Origin of the sequence: Enterococcus sp. DIV1094 (assembly GCF_017316305.2) — a bacterium.
GTDB classification, from domain to species: domain Bacteria; phylum Bacillota; class Bacilli; order Lactobacillales; family Enterococcaceae; genus Enterococcus_B; species Enterococcus_B mangumiae.
Genome location: NZ_CP147250.1, coordinates 1 through 26,522, shown reverse-complemented (window position 1 = coordinate 26,522; position 26,522 = coordinate 1). Strand labels below are relative to the sequence as shown.

Here is a 26,522-nt window from a genome sequence, read left to right as displayed (position 1 = left end):
ACGCATTGTTTTCTTTAGAGGGCAATTGATCGTCTAGGCGTTTGTTTGAGGTTGATTTCCTAAGAATTTTTAGGTGATTTGTAGTATAATTTCAAAAGAAGACTTGAGGGAAGAGAAGAGGAAGCTATGTTGAAACCGAAAACTTATGCAGTCGTCGATATTGAGACGACTGGGACAAATCCAAAAGAAGATCGCATTATCCAATTTGGATGTGTCATGATTGAAGATGGGCGGATCACTTCTCGTTATTCTATGGATATCAATCCTGGACGTAAAATCTCAAAACAGATCCAGAATTTGACAGGGATCACCAATCAACGTGTTCATCGTTCACCTTATTTTGAAGATGTAGCACAAACGATTTACACCCTTCTAGCGGATACCATTTTCGTGGCGCACAATATTTATTTTGATTATCAGTTTTTGAACCATGAATTAGCTCGTTGTGGTGTACCAAAATTAAAGATACCTGGTATCGATACCGTTGAGTTGGCGCAAATATTCTTGCCGACTGAGCCAAGCTTTCGTTTAGCTGATTTGTCAGAAAGCCTGGGCTTTATCCATGACAATCCTCATCAAGCTGATAGTGATGCTGAAGTCACCGCACAATTGCTTTTATTGATTGAAGAACGAATGCGCCAGCTACCTTTAGTGACATTGGAACAAATCGTGAAGTTAAGCAATCATACTGGAATGGATACCAAGCTATTCATCGAACAAATCACCAATGAAATGAGAGAACAGCCAGCCCCGTTATCGGACGAATTAGAAATCGTCGAAGGGATCGCTTTACAAAAAAAAGAAGTCGAATTATTTTCAGAAGTCTATTACGGTCAAAAAGAATATCCAAGAAAAAAACAGGCAAAAGAAAAAATATTTGGCAAAACATTGATGTATCGGAAAGAACAAAATCGCTTGATGAATGTTGTTTACGATCATTTTACCAAAGATGAATCAAAAAATTTGATGATCGAAGCAGCAACTGGTATGGGAAAAACGATTGGCTATTTGTTGCCGCTCAGCTATCTCGCTACACCCGAGAAGCCGGTGGTGATCAGTACGGTCTCCCTTGTTTTACAAGAGCAGATCATGGAAAAAGATATTCCCTTGCTGAATCAATTATTCGACCAGCCGATCCAAGCCACAATCATCAAAAGCTATCGCCATTACCTTGATCTGCAACGTTTTAAAGCGACGCTACTTGAACCGAAAGAACAAAAACAGTATGCCCTTTACCAAATGACTGTTCTTGTCTGGCTGACGCAAACGAAAACTGGGGATTTAGATGAATTACATTTAACGAACTTGAATCATTCATTTTTTACAGATGTCTCCCATCGCGGCATCGATTTTTTAGCAAAAAAACAAGCATTTTACGAACAAGATTTTATCCGCTTTTTGCATAGACAAATCAAAGAGAGTAACTTTTTGATTGTCAATCATGCTTTCTTAGTCCAAGAAACGCAAAGAAAAACACCTTTGTTACCTGAGAGTCCCTATTTATTGATCGATGAAGCACATCATCTGCCTGAAATTGCAGAAAAAGTCAATGATCAACGGTTTAGTTTGAGCTATTTTAATAAAGAAGTACAATTATTCGAAGAACCGGATCGTCTTTTTGATCGCTTCAAAGGGTACCTCCCTAAAAATCATGAGGGACAGCGTTGGCTGGATATCTATAAAGAAGAGTTGACCGCACTTCGGGAAGCACAGCTTTTTTTAGCTGAGGGGTTACTTGAGATCGTCCCGCCACAAAAAGGACAGGCTTATCCTGAAGAAGTCATGATTACGAAAACTGATATAGAGAAACTATCTTTTGAGGCAAGTACAGCCATCGACCATCTTCATCTTTTTTACCAAGAAATAAAGGAATTGCAAGACAGGATTCGTGCAGGGGTAGAGGTGCTTCAAGAAAGCTGGACGAAACAAATGCGGGTTGATCTAGCCAGCCTGTATGCGTTATTTGATCGCTTGGAGCAACAAGCAAGTTTTATGGAAGAATGGCTGGAGAACTGGCAAGAAAGCTTAGTCCATTGGTTCGTTCCGGCTGCTACACCTCAACAGACGATGTTCCACCTCCACGATTTCACTGCGGCATTGATTCCTAATACTGTCTGGTATCAACGCTATGAGCGGATCTTGTATATAGGAGGAACGTTAAAAGTAGGTCCAGATCGCCAATATTTGGCGAAACGATTAGGGATTGAAGGAACACCTTTAAAAGTCATCGCTTCTCCTTATGATTATGAGGAACAAGCAAGGATCTATGTGCCGAAAGAAGCGCCAGAAATCAATCAATTAAGTGGCACAGCGTATGTCGACTATCTCACAGATGTCCTCTACCAATTGATTCGACAAGAAAAACGACCAATCCTTGTCTTGTTTACTTCCCATGATGTCTTGCAAAAGGTCTATCAACGGATGCATTTGACGATGCTTGAACAAGGAAGAGAGATTTTAGCGCAAGGGATCGGTGGCAGTCGTGAGAAGTTATTGAAACGCTTTGTACTTTCTGAAATGAGTGTGCTATTTGGTGCAGATAGCTTTTGGGAAGGGGTAGACTTACCAGGAGATGCGTTACAATTAGTTGTTATTACGCGTCTTCCATTTGATCACCCACAACGTCCGATGGTCAAAGCAAGAAATGCGTATTTAGAATCTGAAGGAATCAATCCGTTTTATCAAGAATCTTTACCAAAAGCAGCGTTGAAAGTGAGACAGGCATTAGGTCGTTTGATTCGTTCAGAAACGGATAAGGGAGTCTTGTTGATATTAGATCGCCGATTGGTGACTGCAAAATATGGGGCACGGATCATCCATGCGCTACCTAAAAAAGTGCCTATCCAAGAAGCTTCTTTTGAAGAAATTTGTCAGGGCATCCATGATTTCTTAAAGAAAAACGAAGAAATTAAGCCATAATCGAGGACTATTTTTGTCTCGAAATCTGTTATAATGAACATCAATGAAAAAAGAAGGAGCGACGGTCCTTGAAGAATCAGACAAACAAAGAACATACGATCAATCGCGTGTTATTGGGATTGATCATTGCCTTATTGACAGTGATCGTGATCAGTACTATTTTTTATCTGCGTGCGACACGACCAATGACGCAAGCAAAGCAAGAGGCGAAAAAGTTGGCGGAACAATATGCGAACCTTGAAGAAGTCGACCAATTTTATTGGTTTACTCGAGAAGCCACTTATTTTTCATTAACAGGACAAAATGATAAAGGACAAGATATTGCAGTGATCATTCCTAAATCAGGGGAGCGCGTGAAGGTATTAGATCAAAAAGCAGGCTTGACGGAAGAAGCTGCCCGAAAAGAAATCAGTAAGCAACATCCTGATCAACAAGTGGAAAAAGCTTCTTTAGGGATGTATCAAGACGAACCAGTATGGGAAGTCATTGCCAAAACATCAGATGATCAGTTGAATTATTATTTGCTTTCCTTTGAAACAGGAGAAGAAGTCAAAGTCATCAGCGGGGTGTAGAAAAGAAGAACGAAAGGATAGATGGGATGAAACAGTCAAAAAGAGTGGAACGCTTAGAGCCTTCTGTCACACTAGCCACTGCGGCAAAAGCAAAGGCATTGAAAGCACAAGGAAAAGATATTATCAGCCTAACCGTAGGAGAACCTGATTTTGCTACGCCTGAAAATATCCAAGAAGCAGCAATCGAGGCGATCAAGAATGGAAAAGCCAGTTATTATACGCCTACAGCAGGTATTCCAGAATTAAGACAAGCAATCGTTTCTTATCTGAAAACCTATTATGGCTTGACCTATGAATCTTCACAGACGATAGTGACGGATGGGGCAAAATTTGCACTCTATGCGCTGTTTCAAACGATCCTTGATCCAGAAGATGAAGTCATTATTCCAGTGCCTTACTGGGTAAGTTATGGTGAACAAGTCAAACTAGCAGAAGGAGCCCCTGTTTTTGTTACTGGTCAAGAAATCAATGATTTCAAAGTGACCCTTGAGCAATTGGAACAAGCTCGTTCTTCCAAGACAAAAGCAGTTATTATCAACTCTCCTTCGAATCCAACAGGGATGATCTATACAAAAGAAGAACTACAAGCCATTGGTGAATGGGCAGTAAAAAATGATATTTTAATAGTTGCTGATGATATTTATGGCCGATTAGTTTATAATGACAATGAGTTTACTCCAATAGCATCGATTTCAGAAGAGATACGTGAACAGACGATCGTCATCAACGGTGTATCTAAGACCTACGCAATGACGGGGTGGCGTATCGGTTATGCAGTCGGTAATCAGGATATCATTGATGGCATGATCGCGATTGCTTCTCAATCAACGAGTAATCCAACTGCTGTGAGTCAATATGCGGCTGTTGAAGCCTTACAAGGTGAACAAGACACTGTTGAAGAGATGCGTCAAGCATTTGAAGAACGTCTGGATATCGTATTTCCACTGGTTGCTGATCTGCCAGGTATGTCGGTCAAGAGGCCACAAGGCGCATTTTACTTGTTTCCAAATGTCAAAGAGACGCTGGCAATGTGTGGTTATGAGCAAGTCACACCATGGGTCGAGGACTTACTGGAAGAAGCAGGGGTTGCTTTGGTGACTGGTGAAGGGTTCGGTGCGCCGGAAAATGTCCGTTTGAGTTATGCGACAGATTTAGCAACGCTAGAAGAAGGCATCCGCCGTATTCGCCGTTTTATTGAGAGTAAAAGTCAAAACCAATAGAAATAGTATAGGATAAAGGAGAATTTTACGTGGAACAAATTCAAATCATCGATTCAAAAAAACATGTAGGTGAAACAGTAACGATCGGTGCTTGGGTCGCCAATAAGCGTTCAAGTGGAAAAATCGCCTTTTTACAATTACGAGATGGTACAGCATTTTTCCAAGGTGTTGTTGTAAAAAGCGAAGTACCAGAGGAAGTTTTCCAAACAGCAAAAAATCTTTCTCAAGAAACGTCGATCCTTGTTACAGGTGAGATCCGTGAAGACAGCCGTTCAAAATTCGGCTACGAGATCGGGATCACGAATATTGAAGTAGTGAGCGAAAGCCACGATTACCCAATCACACCAAAAGAACATGGGACAGACTTCTTGATGGATCATCGCCACTTATGGTTGCGTTCTTCTCGCCAACATGCTGTGATGCAGATTCGAAACGAAATCATCCGTGCAACCTACGAATTTTTCAACAACAACCAATTCGTTAAAATCGATCCACCGATCTTGACTGGTTCAGCACCAGAAGGCACAACGGACTTATTTGAAACGAATTACTTCGATCAAAAAGCTTATCTTTCACAAAGTGGTCAGCTATACATGGAAGCTGCAGCAATGGCATTTGGTAAAGTATTCTCATTCGGACCGACTTTCCGTGCTGAAAAATCAAAAACACGTCGTCATTTGATCGAATTCTGGATGATCGAACCTGAAATGGCATTTACACACCAAGAACAAAGCTTAGAAGTGCAAGAACAATACGTTGCCTTTTTAGTCCAAAGTGTTCTAGATAATTGTGAGTATGCTTTAGACGTATTAGAACGTGACAAAGAAGTATTGAAAACTTATACAAAATTACCTTTCCCACGTATCACATATGATGATGCAATCGAATTATTGAAGAAAAACGGGTTTGACGATATCGAGTGGGGCGATGACTTTGGTTCACCACACGAAACTTTTATTGCCAACTCATTTGAGCAACCAGTCTTTATTTTGAACTATCCTAAAGCAATCAAACCATTCTACATGAAACCACATCCAACAAGAGAAGATGTTGTGATTTGTGCAGATATGATCGCACCTGAAGGATATGGCGAGATCATCGGCGGAAGTGAACGTGCGACTGACTATGATTTCTTATTAGAACAAATCAAAAACCATGGCTTAGACGAAAAAGAATACTCATGGTACTTAGATCTGCGCAAATACGGCTCTGTACCACATTCTGGTTTTGGCTTAGGTTTAGAGCGTACAGTGACTTGGATCTCAGGAATCGACCATGTACGTGAAGCTATCCCATTCCCACGTTTGTTAAATCGTATTTACCCATAATATAAGACGCGATCCACGAAAATTGTTCATTGAATTTTCGTGGATCTTATTTTATTTAAGAGGATATTAAAAATGACTAAGGTGGCGATTCTTCCTTTCTTTGGGCAGACGACTATGGGATAATAACCTAAAAGTGGAATGGAAAGTAGGGTGTGTGATGGAACAACGACTTTTATTCATTGGCGATAGTATTACAGATGCTGGCAGAGGAACGGATGATCTCGGACATGGCTATGCGCTATTGACAGCAGCAAAATTGGCGGCAAGTGACCCAAAAAAATCATGGGTATTTTTCAATCGAGGTATCGGTGGCAATAAGATAGCAGACTTGAGAAACCGCTGGAAGAAAGACTGCCTTGAGTTAAAGCCCGACATCGTCTCGATTTTGATCGGTATTAATGATACATGGCACAATGTAGGTGAACCTACAGCTTTTGCGACAAAGGAATCGCTCGCTCGATTTGAAGCAGATTATCGCTATTTGCTTGATCGTTTAGTTGAAAATGGAATCAAAAAAATCGTCTTGATGGAACCATTTGTTTTGCCAGAACCTGATGATCGTAGAACTTGGCGTCGCGATCTTGATCCGAAGATCCATTTGATCCGTCAGTTAGCATACGAATATCAAGCAGTCTTTGTACCGTTAGATGGACGATTGAATTCTTTAGGGATCTCCTATGGCTATGAAAAATATACAGGAGATGATGGCGTTCATCCGACAGTACTCGGACATGAAACGATTGCGAATAGTTGGATGGAAACGGTCATGAAAAGAAAAGAGTGGTTTGAGTGATCATCCGGCAAGCAACCAAAGCAGATCTACCAAAGATCAATGAATTGATCAGACAGCAAGATGATCGTTTTTTGAAGGAACAAATGTTGGAAGACATAAAAGATCCACTAAATATATCACTTGTGGCAGAACAAGAGGAGACAGAAAAACAAACGATTCTTGCCTTTAGCCAAGTGAGACAAGTGAAAACCACAGAGGCTGATCCGAAAGCTGACACACTCGTGAGAACGGTATTTGTGGCAGGGGACCAAGAGCGAATCATAGCTGCTCAATTTATGGAGCAGTGGTTGTTAGAAGCAAAAAAACGTAAAATCAAGAGAGTCGATTTCAATGGATTTTAGAATAGGACTTTCGTTAGAATGGAGAAATAAGAAATGAGTTGTATCGGAAACATTATTTGGTTTATTTTTGGTGGTTTGCTCGGAGGACTGAGTTGGGCGTTAGCTGGAGTATTGTGGTGTATCACGATCATTGGGATACCAATAGGCTTACAATGCTTTAAAATCGCTTCATTGTCTTTTGCCCCTTTCGGTAAAGAAGTCATTTATACAAACAACGGTGTATCCTTGATCGTCAATATCATTTGGCTGATCGTGTCAGGATTACCAATTGCTTTAGGGCATGTGATCAGTGGGATTTTACTATGCATCACGATCATCGGTATTCCATTTGCAAAACAATCCTTTAAACTTGCACGATTAGCATTGATGCCATTTGGAGCAGAAATCGTATAATTAAGATCTAAATAAACTCTTTTGTACGATCGTACAAAAGAGTTTATTTGTGTAGCGAGTGATATCCATCATTTATTTGGTCATTTTTTTAGCTAAAAGAAGAGACTTGTTAATGGATTCTACCATTCGTGACTTTTACATAAACAACTTCTTTTATCCATTGAAGAAATAATGAATTTTCGGATTTTTCTTAAAATGAGCAGTTTTAATATAATCATTTGACATATGAATGATTACTCATGTATAATAACTTATGAAGAGATATTCATATGTTTAGTGAGGAGGGACTTAAAATGAAAAGTTATCAATTACAAGGTTTAGATTGTGCAAATTGTGCGATGAAAATTGAAAAGAAAGTACAAGCAATACCTGGTGTAAAAGAGGCAACAGTCAATTTTGCGACTGGTAAAATGATGATCGAGGCGGATGAAACAATGATTTCAGCGATTGAGGAGAAAGCAAAAGAAGAAATCAATCGTTTAGAACCAGATGTGACAGTTACAGAAGTGAAAAAAAATCCGCAACTGAAAAATAAGCAAGTTGAAAGCGAAAAAAATACGACGCTATGGCGGATCGTACTTGCTTCACTTGGCTTACTCGTCTTATTTTTATGGCAACCAGCAGAGCCAATCCGTTTCATTACGTTCTTTGCCATTTTTGTTCTCATCGGATTTGATGTCATTCAACAAGCAATCGTGAATATTCGTAAAGGACAGGTATTTGATGAAAATTTCTTGATGTCGATTGCAACGATCGGTGCGATGTTGATTGGTGAATATCCAGAAGCAGTCGCTGTGATGTTGTTTTATCAAATTGGCGAATATTTTCAACATTTCGCTGTCGATCAGTCACGTCGCTCGATTCGCAACTTGATGGCGATCCGACCAGAAATTGCACATGTGATCACTGAAAGTGGCTTAGTAAGTATGCAACCTGAAGAAGTGCAGATTGGTGAAACGCTCATGGTCAAACCTGGTGAAAGGATTCCGTTAGATGGAAAGATCATCAAAGGGCAATCACTCGTAGATACTTCAGCATTGACAGGAGAATCATTGCCAAAAGAAGTTATAAGTGGAGAAACAGTACTAAGTGGTTTTATCAACAAGACGCAGCCATTAACGATCGAAGTAGTAAAAAGTTATGAAAATTCAACAATCAGTAAATTATTGGAATTAGTCGAAACAGCAAGTAGTAAAAAGGCACCAGCTGAAAAATTTATCACTAAATTTGCTCGTTATTATACGCCGATCGTTGTCGCTCTAGCTGTTCTTTTAGCTATCGTCCCACCATTCCTTTTTGGAGAAGAATTTTCTGAATGGATCTATCGAGCGTTGACGTTTCTTGTGATCTCTTGTCCCTGTGCGTTAGTGATCTCTGTCCCACTTAGCTTTTTTGGCGGGATCGGAGGAGCTAGTAAACAAGGGATACTCGTAAAGGGCGGCAATTATTTAGAACTTTTAGCTCGTACAGAAACGGTCGTATTTGATAAAACAGGCACATTGACGAAGGGTGATTTTTCGGTACAAAAAATCGTTTCAGACATGGACGAAAAAGCGTTCATGAAGTACATTGCCAGTCTTGAAAATCTTTCGACACATCCAATCGCTAAGGCGGTCATGGATGCATATAGTGGGCCAATATATGAGATTGAAACACCAGAAGAAATTGCTGGTGAAGGAATCAAAGCACAAATCGAAGGACGAGATGTACTTGTCGGCAATCAAAAATTACTCGCTCGTTTTAAAATCAAGCAAGCAAATCCTCATGAAATTGGCACTTTGATTTATTTAGCGATCGATAATCAAGTAATGGGGTATTTAGTCATTGCTGATACGATCAAACCAGATGCAACATTAGCGATCGAGACATTGAAGCAAGTCGGTGTCAAAAAGACGGCGATGTTGACTGGAGATGCTCAAAGCATTGCGGAACAAGTCGCAAAAGAGGTAGGGGTCGATACAGTCTATAGTGAACTGCTTCCTGAAGATAAGGTTGAGAAGTTAGAAGCGCTGATGCACGACACATCACAAAAAACCGCGTTTGTCGGCGATGGGATCAATGATGCCCCAGTCTTAGCTCGAGCGGATGTCGGAATCGCTATGGGAGGCTTGGGCAGTGATGCGGCAATTGAAGCAGCCGATGTCGTGATCATGAACGATGAACCATCAAAACTAGCAGAGGCAATCAAACTTTCAAGAAAAACGTTGAGAATCGTCAAGCAAAATATCGCGTTTGCTATCGGCGTAAAAGTGATCGTGTTGATTCTTGGTGCAATTGGTTATGCTTCGATGGGAAATGCCGTCTTTGCCGATGTCGGTGTGACGCTTATCGCTGTATTAAATGCGATGCGTGGCCTCTCTGTCAAAAAGTAAACGAAATATTCAAAAAAGCAACGATAAACCACAGGAATCAGTAAAGTGAGGACTGTGGTTTTTTGCGCTTAAAATAACTGGAATATTTTAATTGTTCTGAAAATTCCAAAATAGTTAGAAAATAAATCTTTTTTATGCGCTTATATAAGGGGAGTTTTAGTCTAAAATGAAAATAAAATGTAAAAACGATGTGTTTTACCTAAAATAATCCACAAATAAAATAACGAAGTGTTGTAAACAATAAAAAAATTGAATATGATAGTCAATGATTAATTATTAAATATTTTTAAAGGAGAAATCAGATGAACGAAAAACAACTGCGCTGGTTTACAGTAGCATTGATTGCATTCAACATGGTCTGGGGTATGGGGAATGTCGTCAATAACTACGCGCAACAAGGGATTTCAGTAATCACTTCTTGGCTATTGATCCTAGCAATTTATTTTATCCCCTATGCTCTGATCGTTGGTCAATTAGGATCAGCATTTAAAGATAGTAAAGGTGGCGTTAGTTCTTGGGTAGAAAATACCACGTCAAATAAACGCTTAGCTTACTATGCTGCTTGGACTTACTGGGTCGTGCATATTCCATATTTAGCACAAAAACCGCAAGCAATCTTGATTGCTGCTGGGTGGGCAGTCCAAGGAAATGGCGATATCGTCAATACGATGTCCGTCCAAATGGTCGCAGTTATCTCATTGATCATTTTCTTAGCTTTCTTGTATTTATCAACTAAAGGTTTATCTACGTTGAAAGTAATTGGTGGTTTAGCGGGTACAGCAATGTTTGTCATGTCATTATTATTCATTTTACTTGCTGTCACTGCACCATTCATCAATCCAACGATGGAATTTGCGACAGCGAATATGAATCAAGTCCAAACGTATATTCCTAAGTTTGATTTTGGCTACTTCACAACTGTCTCCATGCTTGTTTTTGCTGTAGGGGGCGCTGAAAAAATCTCTCCTTATGTTAATTCAACGCGTAACCCTGCAAAAGAATTTCCTAAAGGGATGATTTTCTTAGCTGCAATGGTAGGAATCTGTGCCGTTTTAGGTTCTGTCGCAATGGGTATGTTGTTTGCAAGTGATAATATTCCAAAAGATTTAATGGCAAATGGTGCATACAGTGCCTTCCAAATCTTAGGTAACTATTACGGTATTGGTAATCTGTTGATGATCATCTATGCATTGACGAACATGGTCGGTCAGATCTCTGCCTTGGCTTTTTCAATCGATGCGCCATTGAAGATTTTATTAGCAGATGCAGATCCAGAGTTTGTCCCAAGCTGGTTACGTAAACGCAACAGCAAAGGTACATTAGTGAACGGTTATATGTTCACAGGTATTTTAGTAGGGATCATCATCCTCTTACCGATCGTCGGTATCAAAGATATGAATGAATTAGTCAAATGGTTGACGAACTTGAATTCAGTCGTTATGCCGATGCGTTACTTGTGGGTATTCTTAGCTTACATGATGTTGAACAAAGCATACAAAAAATTCACGTCTGAATATAAATTCGTGAAAAATCCAAAAGTTGGCTTCATCTTTGGTGCTTGGTGTTTTGCTTTCACTGCGTTTGCATGTATTTTGGGAATGGTTCCAAAAGTGGAATACGCCGCTGATCCAAAAGCTTGGTGGTTCCAATTGATCTCAAATATCGTGACACCGATCATCTTGATTTTACTAGGCATGATCTTGCCAGCGATCGCACGTCGTGATAAAAAGAAAAATGAAGTGAAACAACCAGTTACTCAACTATAACAATAGTGATGACCGAATCAATCCAACGATTGATTCGGTTTCTTTTTGCGTTATTACGGATTAAAGGTAGAATAAAGAAAAACTGATTTAAGGGGGGCAAAAGATGAAAATCATGATCATGGGACAATCCGGTGCTGGGAAATCTACGCTTGCCAGAAGTTTGCAAAAAATGACAGGAAGCCCACTTCTAGCACTTGATCGGCTGTGGCTCAAAACGGATTATGATAAAGAAGCAGAACGTTGGTTGTTTCAGGAACAAGAACGTTTTATGGCAGATAATAGCGATTGGATCATCGAAGGGAACTATCTATCAATCGCCAAAGAGCGAATCGAACAAGCAGACTTGATTCTATTGCTTCGCTTGCCGAGACACCATGCGATCTATCGGGTAATCAAGCGGTCGATCAAACGCAAATTAGATAAACGTACACGTCCAGATGTTCCAGAAGAATTCAAAGAAAAATTCGATCAGGAGTATCTGGATTTTTTGCGGTATGTTTGGCGGTACAGAAAAGAGAAAGAACCATTGGCTCTTAAAAAGCTAACCGAACAAGATGCAATGGCGAAAGTAGTTATTTTAGATGGGCCACATCAGCAAAAAGCATTTTTAGAAAAATGGCGAAACAAAAGTAGTTGACAACTTTCGTTTACAAGTGTAATCTTTAGATAGAAATTAAGTTTACATTTGTAAACGGAAAAGAGGCGATACATATGGAAGCATTGAAAAAGCCAATCAAAATCAGTGATTCAGAATGGGAGATCATGCGTGTGGTGTGGACATTACAAAACACAACTGCCCAAGAAATCACACAGATCCTTTCAGAATCGATGGGGTGGAAATCAGCAACGGTCAAAACGCTCTTAGGGCGCCTTGTCAAAAAAGAAGCGATTTGGACAGAACAAGAAGGGAAAAAATTTATCTATCATCCAGCGGTGTCTGAATCGGAAACGGTGCAAAGTGCCGCAGAAAATTTATTCTCACATATTTGTGCTAAGAAAGTCGGAGAGACGATTGCAGACCTTGTTTCAGAAGCAACTTTGACGCAAGCGGACATCGATCAGATCCTGGCAGAGCTAAAACAAAAAGAACCCGTAGCAACGATCCAGTGCAATTGTATCCCAGGACAATGCAATTGCCACCAACACGACTAGGAGGAATGAAAAGATGAAAACAAAATTAAAAATCAACGGAATGAGCTGTAACCATTGCGTTTCACGAGTAGAAGAGACAGTAAAGGCATTACCAGGTGTAAAAAAAGTCAACGTTCACTTAAAAAAAGAGATAGGAACTGTAACGTTAGATGAAACGGTGATCCAACCGTTGACGATCTGTCAAGCGATCAATGATCTAGGTTACCAAGCAGAGGTGATTTGATGGAGAATACAGCTAAAAAAGACACACTCGTGATTACTGGAATGACTTGCGCAAATTGTGCAGCACGCATCGAAAAGGAATTGAAAGAACAACCCGGAGTTTTGACCGCTACGGTCAATCTAGCAACAGAAAAGGCGACGATCAATTATCAAGAAGTATCCATCGAAGATTTGATTCGAAGTGTCGAAACGATTGGTTATGGGGCGATTTTATATGACGAGGCACATAAGCAAAAAATTGCTGAAGAAAAACGCACCTATTTAAAAAACATGAAACGTGATGTCATCATAGGGTCTATTTTAACTTTTCCTATGATGATCGCAATGATTGCCATGATGTTAGGTTTCCATGGAAATCTCGTCCACTTCTTCCATGATCCATGGGTCCAACTGATCTTGGCGATTCCTGTCCAGTTTTATATTGGCTGGCGTTTTTATGAAGGTGCCTATCATGCCATTAAAACGAATGCACCAAATATGGATGTCTTGGTTGCAATCGGTACGACTGCTGCGTTTGTTCTAAGTGTGTACAATGGCTTCTTTAGTACGCATTCTTCAGATCTGTATTTTGAGAGTAGTAATATGATCATCACGCTGATCTTATTAGGGAAATATTTAGAACATACGGCTAAAAATAAAACTGGTGATGCAATCAAACAGTTGATGTCTCTCCAGAAAAAAACAGCTCAAATCATCAAAAATGGCGAAGAAAAAACTATCCCGATCGAAGAGGTCGTTATTGGGGATGTCTTATTGGTTCGTCCAGGGGAACAAATCCCAACAGATGGAAAAGTCATAAAAGGCGACAGTGCGATCGATGAAGGGATGTTGATGGGTGAAAGTGTGCCAGTTGAGAAAAAGCCAGGTGATTTGCTTTTTGGTGGAACGATCAATTCAACCGGTCTTCTTGAAATGACAGTGACCCAAGTGGGCAAAGGCACGGTGCTTTCACAAATCATCCAAATGGTGGAAGATGCACAAGGAAGCAAAGCACCGATCCAAAAAATCGCTGATAAGATTTCTGGTATTTTTGTACCGATCGTGTTAGTTATCGCTTTTTTCACTTTAGTATTAACAGGAATATTTACACGCAATTGGGAACTTGCGGTGATCCATAGTGTGTCAGTTCTGGTGATTGCTTGTCCTTGTGCATTAGGCTTGGCTACGCCAACGGCTATCATGGTTGGCACTGGTTTAGGCGCACGAAAGGGCATTTTGATCAAAGGTGGCGAGGCACTAGAAGCTGCGACACATCTTGACACGATCCTTTTAGATAAGACCGGCACGATCACGCAAGGAAAACCAGTCGTTACAGACGTGATCGGAGACGAAGAAGTTTTAGCGATTGCAGCGACATTAGAGCAAGGGTCAGAGCATCCTCTAGGAAAAGCAATCGTCAATTATGGAAAAGAACAATCGATTCCTACACTACCTGTCCTTCAGGCTAAAGCGCATCCGGGTGCTGGGATCAGTGGAGAAGTCAATGGAAAATCTTATTTTATTGGTACAAGAAAACGTTTGGTGGAGATGAACGTTTCATTTGAAGCTTATCAAGAACAAGCGTTACAATTAGAACGTCAAGGAAAAACCGTGATGTTTCTCGCAGATGACAAACAAGTATTGGGCTTGATCGCTGTCGCTGACCAAATCAAAGAACACGCGCAACTGGCGATCAAACAGTTACAAGAACAAGGTTTGGCAGTCTATATGGTCACTGGGGACAATCAATCTGTCGCAACAACGATTGGACAAGAAGTTGGTATTCCAGCTGAAAACATCTTTGCTGAAGTGTTACCTGACGAAAAAGCCGGCTATGTTGAAAAACTGCAAAAAGAAGGAAAACAAGTAGGTATGGTTGGTGATGGGATCAACGATGCACCCGCATTGGCGTTAGCAAATGTCGGCATCGCCATGGGCAGTGGAACAGATATTGCCATGGAAACGGCTGATGTGACGTTGATGAATAGTCAACTGTCATCGATTGGACAAACGATCGAGCTTTCAAGTGTAACTCTGAAAAAAATCAAACAAAACTTATTTTGGGCATTTATCTATAATGTTGTCAGTATCCCATTTGCTGCTTTTGGCCTATTGAATCCAATTATCGCCGGAGGAGCGATGGCGTTCAGCTCAATCAGTGTATTACTAAATTCATTGAGTCTAAACCAAAAAATGAAGAAATAAGCGGTTCAAAAAAGGAAAGGACAGGATGAAAATGAACGAGCAAGAAAAAGGAAAGATGCACGAACATCATCATGATGAAACGAAGCAACAAACGAACAGGACAAATAAGATGGACTATCAACCGATGGCTCATATGGGCATGGATCATGAAAAAATGAACCACGAGGCAATGGGGCCTGACCATCATTCGATGAACCATCGTTCAATGGATCATGACTCAATGGGGCATGACCATATGGGCGGTGGGATGGATCATTCGATGCACATGGGGAATTTCAAACAAAAATTTTGGTTGTCATTGTTGCTAGCGATTCCGATTATCTTGTTTTCTCCGATGATGGGCATGGAATTTCCCTTCCAAGTGACTTTTCCTGGCTCTGATTGGATCGTTTTGATCCTAGCAACGATTTTATTCATCTACGGTGGACAACCGTTTTTAAGCGGCGCTAAGATGGAACTAAAACAAAAAAGTCCTGCTATGATGACGTTGATTGCTATGGGGATCACTGTAGCATATGTGTACAGTCTCTATTCCTTTATTGCAAATCTCATCAATCCGCATACACATGTGATGGATTTTTTCTGGGAATTAGCAACGTTGATCGTCATCATGTTATTAGGGCATTGGATCGAAATGAGTGCCGTTTCTAATGCAAGTAATGCTTTACAAAAATTAGCAGAACTATTACCAGAAACCGTCAAACGATTACGAACAGATGGGACTGAAGAAACAATTTCCTTAAAAGAAGTACAAGAGGGCGATCGCTTAGTCGTTCGAGCAGGAGATAAAATGCCAACCGACGGGACGATTCTCAAAGGGAAAACGATCGTCGACGAATCTGCCGTAACGGGTGAGTCAAAAGGAGTCAAAAAACAAGTCGATGATCGAGTGATCGGTGGTTCGATCAATGGCGATGGCACTATCGAGATCGAAGTAACTGGAACAGGTGAAAATAGTTATTTAGCCAAAGTCATGGATATGGTTCGTCAAGCACAAGGAGAAAAATCCAAATTAGAATCGCTATCTGACAAAGTGGCGAAATGGTTGTTTTATGTGGCGTTGGTCGCAGGAATTTTAGCTTTCGTTGTTTGGCTTGTATTGACCGATCTACCAACTGCATTAGAACGAATGGTCACCGTCTTTATTATCGCCTGTCCGCATGCGTTAGGTTTAGCGATACCTCTAGTTGTTGCACGTTCGACTTCCATTGCGGCTAAAAATGGACTGTTGCTTAAAAGTCGTCAGGCATTAGAACAAGCCAATGAACTTGATGTTATCATGTTGGATAAAACTGGTACATTAACTGAAGGAAAATTTACTGTGACCGGTGTTGAACGTTTGGACGATAGTTATTCCGAAGAAGAACTATTGAAATATCTAGGTGCCTTAGAAGCGAATGCCAACCATCCGTTAGCGATTGGTATCATGCGGTATTTGAAAGAACAAAATATTTCTCCTTATCAAGCCGAAAACCAAAAAAATCTTTCAGGTGTCGGCTTGACTGGAACAGTAGAAGATAAAACAATCAAAGTAGTTAACGAAAAAGAAATCAAACGTTTAGGACTTGCGTTCCCAAAAGAACGCTTGACGCCTTATGAAGAACAAGGAAATACAGTCAGTTTTCTATTGATCAATGATCGTTTAGTTGGTTTGGTTGCCTTAGGCGATATCATCAAACCAGAAGCGAAAAGCTTTATTCAAAGCCTTAAAGAAAGAAAAATCACTCCGGTGATGCTGACAGGAGACAATCAACATGCAGCAGAAGTCGTTGCGCAATACTTAGGGATCGAAGAGTATTATGGTGGATTGTTGCCAAACGACAAAGAAGCCATCGTCAAACGTTATCAAGAACAAGGCAAAAAAGTCATCATGGTCGGTGATGGAATCAATGATGCACCAAGTTTAGCACGTGCAACGATCGGTATGGCCATTGGTGCAGGAACAGATATTGCCATTGATTCGGCAGATGTCGTGTTGATCAACAGCGATCCAAAAGATATCTTGCATTTCTTGGATCTGGCAAAACAAACAAGAAAGAAAATGATCCAAAATCTATGGTGGGGAGCTGGTTACAATATTGTTGCCATCCCCTTAGCAGCAGGAATTCTCGCACCAATCGGGATTTTATTGAGTCCAGCTGTAGGAGCTGTGTTGATGTCATTGAGTACCGTCGTTGTGGCACTTAATGCATTGACGTTGAAAATCAAAGAATGATCAACTTGATAGGTGAGAGGGACAATCGTTCCTCTTTTTTTTGTCGTCAAATCACTTTACAGAAACGATACATGCTGGGTTAAGTTACAGTAAATTTTGTAAATAAGAAAAAGAAGAAAAATAAAAATTATTTATTTGCGTACTTTATAAAAGAGACATTTTCGGAGTTTTAGATAAATAGCTTTGAAAAGACTAATAATAGAGTGAGGCGAAGGAATGAACTGGCAAAAACTACTAACAAAACAAGCACAGAATCTCTTTTTATTGATCAATCAAATGAAGGATCTGAGCTGGAAGAAGAGTGATCTGGCTCAAAGAATGGGTGTAGATGTCAAAACGGTCGACCGCTATCTGAAACGATTGAAATCAGAAGATTATCCGTTAGAGTTGGCATATGAGAAAAAAGAAGTCCAATTGGTGTACCATCAAGCGTACAACGAACCCTTCCTTTTATTCGAATTTTTGATTCGATCGGATTCTTTTTGTTTGCTACGAGATCTGATTCTAGAAAAGAAGTTTTCATTTGAATATGATCGTTCCGCACAAGAACGATTGAAAAAATGGTTAGGTGATTATCATCTTTCCTTTTCCTATAAAAAAAGGCAAATCTATGGCTCGGAACGAAAAATCAGATATTTACTTTTTTGCTTTCTAAAAGAATTTCCAAGTTTTTTCAAGGAAGACCATGATCAGACATTTTCAGAGCTATTCATCCAATTACTGGATCGCCGCTCCCAACACTCAGAGATTGAGATTTTCGCAAACAATCGTTTATTCTTCTTTGAACTTTTTCCAGAACTACTCTTTCGCTCTGAAAAAAAACTTTCAACCAAAGAAAAAAATTATCGAGCGATCCTGCGATTGAATAGCCATTTGATCACGGATAAACGTTGGCAAAGAATCGAAAAAACCGTTGTTTATCAAAAACTAGCGATCGTCACAGAAAAACTAGATTCGTTATTTTGGTTGACGAATGATTTCGAAAGTTCCAACAAAAAGAAAATCACGAGAGTACTATTTCAAGAGTGGTTGAAATATTCCATCGGACTACATAATCGTTTTACTCCAGAAGAAGCGCATGCCTACCAAGTATTAGCAGAGACGATCCCTAATTTTATTGAAAAATCAAGCCAGTTCCGTTTCGCGTTGCAACAGGCTTTGTTTCAACCAACGATCGAATGGGCAAATATGTTACTGAAATTATTGAATGAACGAGGATATCTAGAAATGTATGCACCAGAAGTGAAGATCGTTTTCTTTTTTCGGTATGACCATGAAGAAGCTAGGCGACTTGCTGCGATTTTAGATAAAACGTTGCGTCATCGTAAACGAACATCGATCCACGTATGTACAAGGAGTAAACCACCTAGTTATGCCCAACTTGTCATTACGGATCACTTTTTCTCCGCAAATCTCAACAGTGACCAGAAAACTTATTTTTATCAGGATTCCTTAGGGATCGAAAGACTATTGTCAGACATCGATTATTGGATCAACACGAAGATAACTTTTACGAGTAAACGAATCATCGACCGGTAGAATATGCTATAATGGATTGGAAAAACAAAGGAGGGTATCCATTGGAATTAAAGAAACTAGAAGTACCTACATCTTCGATTACAGAAGTAAAAAGATCGCCGATGGATGTGTTTGACCAAGCTAGAAAAGCTGAAACGGGCGTATATATTTTTAATCGAGAAAAAGTTGCTGGTGTCATGTTGACACAAGAGCAATATGAAACGTTATTGCAGGAGCTGGCTACGTTGCGCCAACTTGTTACTACAGAAACTGAAGAGATAGAAGTAAGTGGGCCAGCTACCAACGAATCATTCCCGAAAAATCGCACAGCGATCGTTTCAACTTCTGAATCATTAGATGAATTGGTGAGTGCCTTAAAGCAATATTTAGTCACTGGTGTGTCGATCTCTGCGAAAAATCTTGATGAACGAATGGTCGCATTAGGCTTCATTACGAAGAAGACCGGTTTTGGCGGAGTTGTCGATATGCTTAATGAATTAACCGAAACGGGTAAGATCAATTATCAATTAAGGAAAAAACCAAATGGCAAAATCGTGATCGCAGAAATCATCGGCGAACAAGATAGTCAATCGCAGCTATTTGATAAGTTGATCATCAAAAAAATCTATTTACATGAAATCTAAAAAATATTGTCATCGATTGACAGTAATCTCTTATTAATTAGTGGAACAAATCAAAAACAACAAAAAAGTAAAGCATCCACCAGCTTGTTGCTGTTACGGATGCTTTACTTTTTTCTTTTATCCTTAAAAGCGGGTGCTTACCTCGCTTGACTACGTGAACGAACAAAGATATTTCCCCAAACGATCCCTAATAGCTGTGGTAATAAGTAAAGACCAGCAAGTAGTAAGATGAGCTTTTCGGGAGAAAAGGGTTGGTACAAAAAATGCCATTCTGTACATTTGGCAAAAAGCAGATAAGATGTCAACGTAGAGCAAAGATTACCAAGCAACAACGTCCTTAAGCGATTGGCTCGACTTAAAGCAAAGCCCAAGAGAAAAGCCAAAAATATCAATACGATGAATAGGTTAACTGAATGATAATAATAATCAAAAAGCAGAGCGAGATAAAGGTATGGCACACATAATAATAAGTAAACTAGTTTTTTTATGTAAAGTAATCGCAAAAATACATTCCTCCAAATAAATTCCCCACGATTTTCATTGTAAAATCAAACATAAAATAATCAATTCTTTTTGGCAATATTCTGAATTAAATGAATAAACTCTCATTGCTTTATTCTTAAAAAACTAGTCTATCCCCTTAGTTTTTTTAGAGAATTAGAATATAGTATGATAGATGGAGTGTCTTTTGGGAGGTTTTTTATGAAAAAGAGAATAAAACTAGAACAATTGTATTTGTTCCTTTGGTTTTTCCCGATTTTTCTTTTACCTTTTACATGGGTGAATGCAGTAGTACAAGGTGCCGAGATTCTGGGCATCATCAATGGAAGTGGCTTTATTATTTCCAAAAATTTTCCAACCTTGACCCTTTTTTATTTTCTGATCAGTGTGAACTTGATCGTTTCAAAAACATTTATAAAGAAGTATAATTGGCATTTGATCCAGTTTTCGTCGATGCTCGTCTTTACATCGTATTTCTCGATGCTACCGAGAATCATCATCGGCCCTAATGGATTAAGTGAAAGTGGACTTAAAGATACAGCTTATTCTTCGATGTACTTTTTGACCATCAAACCTTGTTTTTATATAGCGATTGCTTCGTTATCTCTAGCAGTTGTTCTATTCTATTATACAGAGATCCGTGAAAAATCTTTATTAGCAGAAAAAATATAGATTTTTCTCAAACGTCCATTTCTCGGACGTTTTTTTATTTTACGAGATATTTACACAACTTAACAATAACTTTACATATTCAATATGTAGGATTTACAGTACCCTGATACAATCAATTTGTAACTAAGAAAGGGGCATACAAATGAAAAAAGTTTTATTTTCTTTAGGAGTATTAGGTTTTATCTTAGCTGGATGTGGTTCTGGTTCAGGAAGTACGGATGGATCAGCAGCAAACGACTCAGCTAGTTCGGATGATCAAGTAAAAATCGTAGCGGTCGGTTCAACCGCTTTGCAACCTTTAGTGGACGCTGCGCAAGAAATGTTCACACAAGATAACCCCAACTATCAAATCTCTGTCCAAGGCGGCGGAAGTGGAACAGGACTTAGCCAAGTTGCAGCAGGCGCTGTAACGATCGGAAACTCTGATGTATTTGCAGAGCAAAGAGATGGAATCGATGCGAGTGCATTAGTGGACCATCGTGTAGCAGTTGTTGGGATGGCCCCAATCGTAAATAAAGAAACAGGTGTTGAAGACATCACTAAAGAACAATTGATCGACATTTTCACTGGCGAAATCACTAACTGGAGTGAATTAGGTGGAGCAGATCAAGAAATCAATGTTATCAACCGTGCAAACGGAAGTGGAACTCGTGCGACATTTGAATACTGGGCATTAGATGGCGCAGTGCCAGTCCAATCTCAAGAACAAGATTCATCAGGAACAGTACGTCAGATCGTGGCACAAACACCAGGTGCGATCAGCTACTTGGCATTCTCATATTTGGATGATTCGACACAAGCATTAAAAATCAACGGCGTAGAACCAACTCCTGAAAATGTTTCAGACAACAGCTGGGAAATTTGGGCTTACGAGCATATGTATACAAAAGGCGAACCAGAACCAGAAGTGAAGAAATTCTTAGACTTCATGATGACTGACGCAGTTCAAGAAGGACCAGTTAGAGACCTTGGTTACTTGCCAATCAGCTTGATGAAAGTTGAACGTGATGCAGAAGGTAACTTATCATAAGATCGTCAATTGTCCGATCTTTCAATCTAAACAACTATCATAACGACTACCATTGATCATTAAGCTTAGATTCTCGTTGAGAGTCTAAGCTTTTTTTGTTGTCAAAAGAACGTATCGTTCAATCTTCCTTTTCGTTTTTTTCCATATGACAGTTTTGAAAGAAGAATATCAGTTATATCTGAGGATTAATTTGACAAAATAACGTATGGTTAAAGAGTAGAAAAAAAGTTGAGGGATTAGTTATGAAAAGAAAAGAAAAACAACGAAAAATTCATGCACAGCAAATGTTGGAACAATTAGAACGTATCGATCCTAACACAAATGAAGGGTTGACAGACGCACAAGTACAAGAAAGAATACGTCTTGGTGCTGTCAATCAGGCGACTAACCCTACATTTAAAACGAACAAACAGATCGTTATGGAGAATGTCTTTACTTACTTCAATCTGATTTTTTTAGTCTTAGCCATTTTATTATGCGTGGTCAGTTCCTATAAAAATTTGACTTTCTTACCAGTTATACTAGCAAATACAGGAATTGCCATCTATCAAGAGATCCATTCAAAAAAAATCTTAGATCAGTTGAGTATGCTCCATGCCGCAACAGTCAAGGTACTACGCAATGGGCAAGAGCAGAAGATAAATATCGAAGAATTGGTTCTCGATGATCTGGTCATTCTAAAAACAGGAGATCAGATCCCAGCGGATGGGAAGATCGTTGAGGGGAGTTTACAAGTCAATGAAGCGTTATTGACTGGTGAAGCAGATGAGATCAGCAAAGGGATCGGGGACGAACTGATGTCTGGTAGCTTTATCATTGCAGGTCAAGCGCTCGTTCAATTGACTCAAGTCGGAAATGAATCGTATATCGCTAAATTAACGATCCAAGCTAAAGAGATGGGGACTGGAGAACAGTCAGAGATGATTGCTTCATTGAATAGAATCATCAAATGGGTCGGGATCATTATTATTCCTATTGGACTGACTTTGTTTTCTCAAAGCTACTTTTACAATGGCAATTCGTTGAGAGAGAGTATTGTTTCGATGGAAGCAGCCTTGATCGGTATGATACCAGAAGGGCTCTACCTACTTACGACGATCGCCTTAGCTATGAGTGCCACTCGTTTAGCGAAACAACAAGTTTTACTTCATGACATGAAGAGCATCGAGACATTAGCACGAGTGGATGTCTTATGTGTCGACAAAACAGGGACGATCACTGAAAATGCGATGGATGTTCAACGTGTGGTACTTTCTGAAAATCCTTTAGCGAAACAAACGGCGGAACAATTGAACGAATTGCTTGGTGATTATGCGCAAGCTATCGAAGCAGACAACGAAACGATGCAGGCAATCAAAAACTACTTCACGAAGCATTCGGACAAAAAAGCGACGCAGATCTTCCCGTTTTCTTCCGTTAGAAAATATAGTAGCGTGACATTTGGGGAGAAGTCATATGTTCTCGGTGCGCCAGAAATGGTCTTACGTGAAGCATTTCCAAATTATGCGCCTGAATTCAACGCCTACACAAGCCAAGGGTATCGTGTATTAGTTTTTGGGGAATATCAAGGTGTACTTTCACAAGAAGTTTTGGAAGAAGCAGTGATTCCTTTAGGCTATTTACTGATTGCCAATCCAATCCGACAAGAAGCTAAAGCAACGTTTGACTATTTCAAGAAACAAGAAGTGGCGATCAAAGTGATTTCTGGCGATAATCCAGCGACCGTATCCCACGTAGCAACACAAGCGGGGATTATGAACGCGGAGCGATACGTAGATGTTTCTTCGTTAAGTGAAGAGGAATTTCCAGAAGCGATGGAAACATACACCGTCTTTGGACGCGTCAAACCAGAACAGAAAAAAGAATTTGTTCGTTTACTAAAAGAGAATCATACCGTTGCAATGACTGGTGATGGTGTCAATGATATCTTGGCGATGAAGGAAGCAGATTGCAGTATTGCGATGGCATCAGGAAATGAGGCGGCTATGCAAGCGGCACAAGTCGTCTTGTTGGAATCAGATTTTTCTAAAATGCTAGAGATCGTCGGCGAAGGACGGCGCGTAGTGAATAATATCGAACGCTCTGCCAGTCTCTTCTTAGTAAAAAATATCTTTTCATTTTTACTCTCTGTTTTCTCTGTCTTGTTTGCCTTCACTTATCCATTGGAACCTTCACAAATCACCTTGATCAGTTTATTTACGATCGGTTTACCTTCCTTTTTATTGGCACTGGAAGAAAATGAGAACCGCATCCAAGGTCGATTTATTGAGAATGTTTTGGAAAAAGCGATCCCTGGTGGCTTGACCGATATGATGGTCGTCGGTGCATTAGTTGTGGGCGGTTCGATTTTAAATCTAAACAAAACCGATACGTCAACAGCTTCTACGATGTTGCTGATCGTCGTTGGCTTTTTAGTCCTTTATAAAATCTGTCAACCATTGAATCAATTCCGCACAAGGATCATGCTATTTTGTGCAAGTGGTATCGTCTTTTCTGTCGTCTTCTTGCATAAATTGTTCTCGATTTCAGCCATCTCACCAGTTTCTATTTTATTAGTACTGATTCTCTTTTTTGCAGCGGAATCGATCTTTAGACAGTTGACTTTTTTCGTGGAAAAATATCTGCATTTAGATAAAATCGATGCGACACATACGAAAAAACGCTGGCGAAAAGTCTATGCCTCTTTAAGAAGAGGGAAGTAAAGAGTTACTGATAGTAAAGAGACAAAAAAGCGTCCCTTTTCCGAAAACATTTCTGTTTTTTGGAGAGGGACGCTTATTATATTTTATCAATACTCACCTTGATTGATTTTAGGGATAGTGACAATAAAGGTAGAGCCGACACCAGGGTGACTCTCGATTTCAACTGTTCCATGAAGTAAGTTGACGTATTCTTTCACGATCGATAGCCCAAGTCCGGTACCACCGGAATGTCGACTGCGTGCTTTATCTACACGATAAAAACGTTCAAAGATCCGTTCTTGATCCTCACGATCGATACCAATACCAAAATCTTGTACAGAGAAAATCAGTTGCTCGTGACTTTCGTAGCGAATAATGATCTCACTTTCTTCTTTTGAATATTGGATCGCATTTTCAAACAAGTTTTTGATGATCGGATAAAGCAAATCAGGATGTGTCGTAAAGGCATTGTTTTCGCCAAGCAGTTTGATCGTCAATTGCTTTTTACGGATCATCGGTTGATAGCTTTGGATCACTTGTTGGAAATAAGGCTCCATATAGATCGTTTGTGTTTCATGTAAACTATCTTCATCTTTTGATAACTGGATGATTTCTCGAATCAGTTTATCCAGACGAATCGCATCTTTTTGCATGATCAATAAAAATTCAGTCAGTGTTTCAGGATCTTCTTTTGCCCCGTCCAACAAAGTCTCAGTAAAACCGATCAAAGAAGTGACAGGTGTTTTTAATTCATGAGAAACATTGCCGACAAAATCTTTTTGCATTTTTTCTAAATGTCTGACTTTGGTCAGATCATACGCAACGCCTAAAATTTGCCCAGTTTCTTCTGAACTATTGAAATAACGCAAGCTGATATCAAGTGTTTGTGTACCTTCTGCAATCGTTACTTCTTGGTGGACGATCGGTTCAGCTGGAGAAACTTGGTGGATCAACTGGATCAATTTTGGTTCACGGATCACTTCCGTGTAATGTTGATTTTCTTGATAATCTTTCACACCTAAATGAACTTGCATCTTAGGATTGAGTAAACGCAGTGTTGCATTGGAGTCGATAAGAAAAACACCGATCATCAATTCATTCAATAAGCTGTATAGTTGCTCTTCTGTTGTAGTATAGGCACGATACATTTTAGTCATTTGTTCACTCAAGCCATTGATCGTCTGGTATAATTCTTCCCATTGATCAGAAGTTTGCATAATGATCTCTGTCTGTTCTGGATTTTTGACCATCTTTTTCAAAACAGGGATCACCGTTTTGAGCGGTTGGTTCCTTTGATAGATCAGATAATAGATCATAAAGGTCAATAAAAGGAAGAAAACTAAGAAGAAGCCAAAGACCCAACGACGAAAACTTTCCGTTCGAGGGAGAAAGCCGCTTGTAGGTTCCGCAATGCGAATGATCGCTACAAGTTTGCCATTGACTTTTAGTGGCAAGGCAACATAAAGCAATTCTTCATTCAATGTATCACTTCTACGCAAAGAAGTACCAAGTGTGCTTCCTTCTAAAACCGCTTTGATTTCTGGTCGTGTTTTCCGTTGCTCATTCAAACCACGATCTTCTGTATCAAAGATGATTTTTCCAGTTTGATCGATCAATGTTACCCGCTCGTTGGATTGATGGACGAATTCTTCCAATACTGTTTTATTACTAGCGGAAGTAGGGTCATCAACGTCTAATTGACGTGCTAAGAGCTGGGCCTTTTTTGTCAAATAACTTTCTTGCTGTTCAATGATCTGTTGTTGGAAATAATGGGAGATGATCTGCCATCCACCAATAAATAAGCCAAGCAATAGGAGGAGAAAGAATAAGCGCTCGGAGAATTTTTTCCATTGTCTTTTCATCGTTTTGGTTCCTGGAATTTATAACCAAAGCCCCGAACAGTCAGTAAATATTTTGGATGCTTCGGATCACGCTCGATTTTTTCTCGTAAATGGCTGACATGGACATCCACGATCCGGCTTTGTCCAGAGAAATCAAA

22 protein-coding genes are annotated in these 26,522 nt (G+C 39.7%); 19 read left to right on the top strand and 3 right to left on the bottom strand.

Translation table 11 applies throughout. The features are described 5' to 3' along the window. The first annotated feature begins 129 nt into the window (after window positions 1–129). The 16 genes from DOK79_RS00110 (at window position 130) to DOK79_RS00035 (ending at window position 19,639) form a co-directional block, all read left to right on the top strand. Window positions 130–2,919: a helicase C-terminal domain-containing protein gene (locus DOK79_RS00110; protein WP_206856302.1), complete on the top strand. Its 2,790-nt coding sequence runs from the start codon at window positions 130–132 to the stop codon at window positions 2,917–2,919. 68 nt (window positions 2,920–2,987) lie between these two features. Then, window positions 2,988–3,491, top strand: coding sequence for a DUF5590 domain-containing protein (locus DOK79_RS00105; RefSeq protein ID WP_206856245.1), 504 nt, complete (start codon window positions 2,988–2,990; stop codon window positions 3,489–3,491). A gap of 26 nt (window positions 3,492–3,517) precedes the next feature. Then, window positions 3,518–4,711 carry a pyridoxal phosphate-dependent aminotransferase gene (locus DOK79_RS00100; protein ID WP_206856244.1) on the top strand — a complete coding sequence of 398 codons (1,194 nt, stop codon included), beginning with the start codon at window positions 3,518–3,520 and terminating at the stop codon, window positions 4,709–4,711. Window positions 4,712–4,740: 29 nt separating this feature from the next. Beyond that, on the top strand, window positions 4,741–6,039 hold the full coding sequence (gene asnS, locus DOK79_RS00095; protein ID WP_206856243.1) for an asparagine--tRNA ligase: 1,299 nt from the start codon (window positions 4,741–4,743) through the stop codon (window positions 6,037–6,039). Between the two features lie 157 nt (window positions 6,040–6,196). Continuing rightward, complete coding sequence (locus DOK79_RS00090; protein ID WP_206856242.1) at window positions 6,197–6,832, top strand: SGNH/GDSL hydrolase family protein; 636 nt, start codon at window positions 6,197–6,199, stop codon at window positions 6,830–6,832. Next, window positions 6,829–7,173 (top strand): hypothetical protein, encoded by a 345-nt coding sequence (locus tag DOK79_RS00085; protein ID WP_206856241.1) that lies wholly within the window; start codon window positions 6,829–6,831, stop codon window positions 7,171–7,173. The genes DOK79_RS00090 and DOK79_RS00085 overlap by 4 nt, the downstream gene beginning before the upstream one ends. 33 nt (window positions 7,174–7,206) lie before the next feature. Continuing rightward, window positions 7,207–7,566 (top strand): YccF domain-containing protein, encoded by a 360-nt coding sequence (locus DOK79_RS00080; protein WP_206856240.1) that lies wholly within the window; start codon window positions 7,207–7,209, stop codon window positions 7,564–7,566. 293 nt (window positions 7,567–7,859) lie between these two features. Further along, window positions 7,860–9,938 carry a heavy metal translocating P-type ATPase gene (locus tag DOK79_RS00075; protein WP_206856237.1) on the top strand — a complete coding sequence of 693 codons (2,079 nt, stop codon included), beginning with the start codon at window positions 7,860–7,862 and terminating at the stop codon, window positions 9,936–9,938. 302 nt (window positions 9,939–10,240) lie between these two features. Continuing rightward, entirely contained in the window at window positions 10,241–11,704 is a 1,464-nt protein-coding gene (locus DOK79_RS00070) for an APC family permease (protein ID WP_206856235.1), read from the top strand. Between the two features lie 103 nt (window positions 11,705–11,807). Continuing rightward, window positions 11,808–12,341 carry a topology modulation protein gene (locus tag DOK79_RS00065; RefSeq protein WP_206856233.1) on the top strand — a complete coding sequence of 178 codons (534 nt, stop codon included), beginning with the start codon at window positions 11,808–11,810 and terminating at the stop codon, window positions 12,339–12,341. 74 nt (window positions 12,342–12,415) lie between these two features. After that, on the top strand, window positions 12,416–12,856 hold the full coding sequence (locus DOK79_RS00060; protein WP_206856230.1) for a CopY/TcrY family copper transport repressor: 441 nt from the start codon (window positions 12,416–12,418) through the stop codon (window positions 12,854–12,856). A 13-nt stretch (window positions 12,857–12,869) separates the two neighbouring features. Beyond that, a complete protein-coding gene (copZ, locus tag DOK79_RS00055) occupies window positions 12,870–13,079 on the top strand; it encodes a copper chaperone CopZ (RefSeq protein ID WP_206856228.1) in 210 nt (69 codons plus the stop codon). Beyond that, window positions 13,079–15,262 (top strand): heavy metal translocating P-type ATPase, encoded by a 2,184-nt coding sequence (locus tag DOK79_RS00050; protein WP_206856225.1) that lies wholly within the window; start codon window positions 13,079–13,081, stop codon window positions 15,260–15,262. Before copZ ends, DOK79_RS00050 begins: the two co-directional genes overlap by 1 nt. A gap of 109 nt (window positions 15,263–15,371) precedes the next feature. Next, window positions 15,372–17,477, top strand: a complete 2,106-nt coding sequence (gene copB, locus DOK79_RS00045; protein ID WP_422392104.1) for a copper/silver-translocating P-type ATPase CopB — start codon at window positions 15,372–15,374, stop codon at window positions 17,475–17,477. Between the two features lie 216 nt (window positions 17,478–17,693). Beyond that, a complete protein-coding gene (locus tag DOK79_RS00040; protein WP_206856222.1) occupies window positions 17,694–19,016 on the top strand; it encodes a hypothetical protein in 1,323 nt (440 codons plus the stop codon). 41 nt (window positions 19,017–19,057) lie between these two features. Next, entirely contained in the window at window positions 19,058–19,639 is a 582-nt protein-coding gene (locus DOK79_RS00035; protein ID WP_206856220.1) for a type II toxin-antitoxin system Phd/YefM family antitoxin, read from the top strand. A 137-nt stretch (window positions 19,640–19,776) separates the two neighbouring features. Here the strand turns inward: DOK79_RS00035 and DOK79_RS00030 are convergent, their stop codons facing one another. Further along, window positions 19,777–20,142: a hypothetical protein gene (locus tag DOK79_RS00030; protein ID WP_206856218.1), complete on the bottom strand. Its 366-nt coding sequence runs from the start codon at window positions 20,140–20,142 to the stop codon at window positions 19,777–19,779. Window positions 20,143–20,341: 199 nt separating this feature from the next. Here DOK79_RS00030 and DOK79_RS00025 point away from each other — a divergent pair, with 199 nt between their 5' ends. The 3 genes from DOK79_RS00025 (at window position 20,342) to DOK79_RS00015 (ending at window position 24,544) form a co-directional block, all read left to right on the top strand. Continuing rightward, window positions 20,342–20,812 carry a hypothetical protein gene (locus DOK79_RS00025; protein ID WP_206856216.1) on the top strand — a complete coding sequence of 157 codons (471 nt, stop codon included), beginning with the start codon at window positions 20,342–20,344 and terminating at the stop codon, window positions 20,810–20,812. Window positions 20,813–20,954: 142 nt separating this feature from the next. Next, on the top strand, window positions 20,955–21,842 hold the full coding sequence (locus tag DOK79_RS00020; protein WP_206856214.1) for a phosphate ABC transporter substrate-binding protein PstS family protein: 888 nt from the start codon (window positions 20,955–20,957) through the stop codon (window positions 21,840–21,842). A gap of 242 nt (window positions 21,843–22,084) precedes the next feature. Then, the gene (locus tag DOK79_RS00015; RefSeq protein WP_206856213.1) at window positions 22,085–24,544 is read left to right on the top strand and encodes a cation-translocating P-type ATPase; all 2,460 of its coding nucleotides are present in this window, start codon (window positions 22,085–22,087) and stop codon (window positions 24,542–24,544) included. A gap of 86 nt (window positions 24,545–24,630) precedes the next feature. Here DOK79_RS00015 and DOK79_RS00010 read toward each other — a convergent pair whose 3' ends face one another. Next, window positions 24,631–26,385, bottom strand: a complete 1,755-nt coding sequence (locus tag DOK79_RS00010) for a sensor histidine kinase (protein WP_206856212.1) — start codon at window positions 26,383–26,385, stop codon at window positions 24,631–24,633. Next, the coding region (locus tag DOK79_RS00005) for a helix-turn-helix domain-containing protein (RefSeq protein ID WP_339093348.1) at window positions 26,382–26,522 on the bottom strand (141 nt) is incomplete at its 5' end. The genes DOK79_RS00010 and DOK79_RS00005, both read right to left, overlap by 4 nt.

Excerpts from the sequence above, each read along its gene's own strand:
- DOK79_RS00100 (WP_206856244.1), top strand. The coding sequence starts at position 3,518 with ATGAAACAGTCAAAAAGAGTGGAACGCTTAGAGCCTTCTGTCACACTA.
- DOK79_RS00090 (WP_206856242.1), top strand. The coding sequence starts at position 6,197 with ATGGAACAACGACTTTTATTCATTGGCGATAGTATTACAGATGCTGGC.
- DOK79_RS00080 (WP_206856240.1), top strand. The coding sequence starts at position 7,207 with ATGAGTTGTATCGGAAACATTATTTGGTTTATTTTTGGTGGTTTGCTC.
- DOK79_RS00075 (WP_206856237.1), top strand. The coding sequence starts at position 7,860 with ATGAAAAGTTATCAATTACAAGGTTTAGATTGTGCAAATTGTGCGATG.
- DOK79_RS00070 (WP_206856235.1), top strand. The coding sequence starts at position 10,241 with ATGAACGAAAAACAACTGCGCTGGTTTACAGTAGCATTGATTGCATTC.
- DOK79_RS00065 (WP_206856233.1), top strand. The coding sequence starts at position 11,808 with ATGAAAATCATGATCATGGGACAATCCGGTGCTGGGAAATCTACGCTT.
- DOK79_RS00060 (WP_206856230.1), top strand. The coding sequence starts at position 12,416 with ATGGAAGCATTGAAAAAGCCAATCAAAATCAGTGATTCAGAATGGGAG.
- copZ (WP_206856228.1), top strand. The coding sequence starts at position 12,870 with ATGAAAACAAAATTAAAAATCAACGGAATGAGCTGTAACCATTGCGTT.
- DOK79_RS00050 (WP_206856225.1), top strand. The coding sequence starts at position 13,079 with ATGGAGAATACAGCTAAAAAAGACACACTCGTGATTACTGGAATGACT.
- copB (WP_422392104.1), top strand. The coding sequence starts at position 15,372 with ATGGACTATCAACCGATGGCTCATATGGGCATGGATCATGAAAAAATG.
- DOK79_RS00040 (WP_206856222.1), top strand. The coding sequence starts at position 17,694 with ATGAACTGGCAAAAACTACTAACAAAACAAGCACAGAATCTCTTTTTA.
- DOK79_RS00025 (WP_206856216.1), top strand. The coding sequence starts at position 20,342 with ATGAAAAAGAGAATAAAACTAGAACAATTGTATTTGTTCCTTTGGTTT.
- DOK79_RS00020 (WP_206856214.1), top strand. The coding sequence starts at position 20,955 with ATGAAAAAAGTTTTATTTTCTTTAGGAGTATTAGGTTTTATCTTAGCT.
- DOK79_RS00015 (WP_206856213.1), top strand. The coding sequence starts at position 22,085 with ATGAAAAGAAAAGAAAAACAACGAAAAATTCATGCACAGCAAATGTTG.
- DOK79_RS00010 (WP_206856212.1), bottom strand. The coding sequence starts at position 26,385 with ATGAAAAGACAATGGAAAAAATTCTCCGAGCGCTTATTCTTTCTCCTC.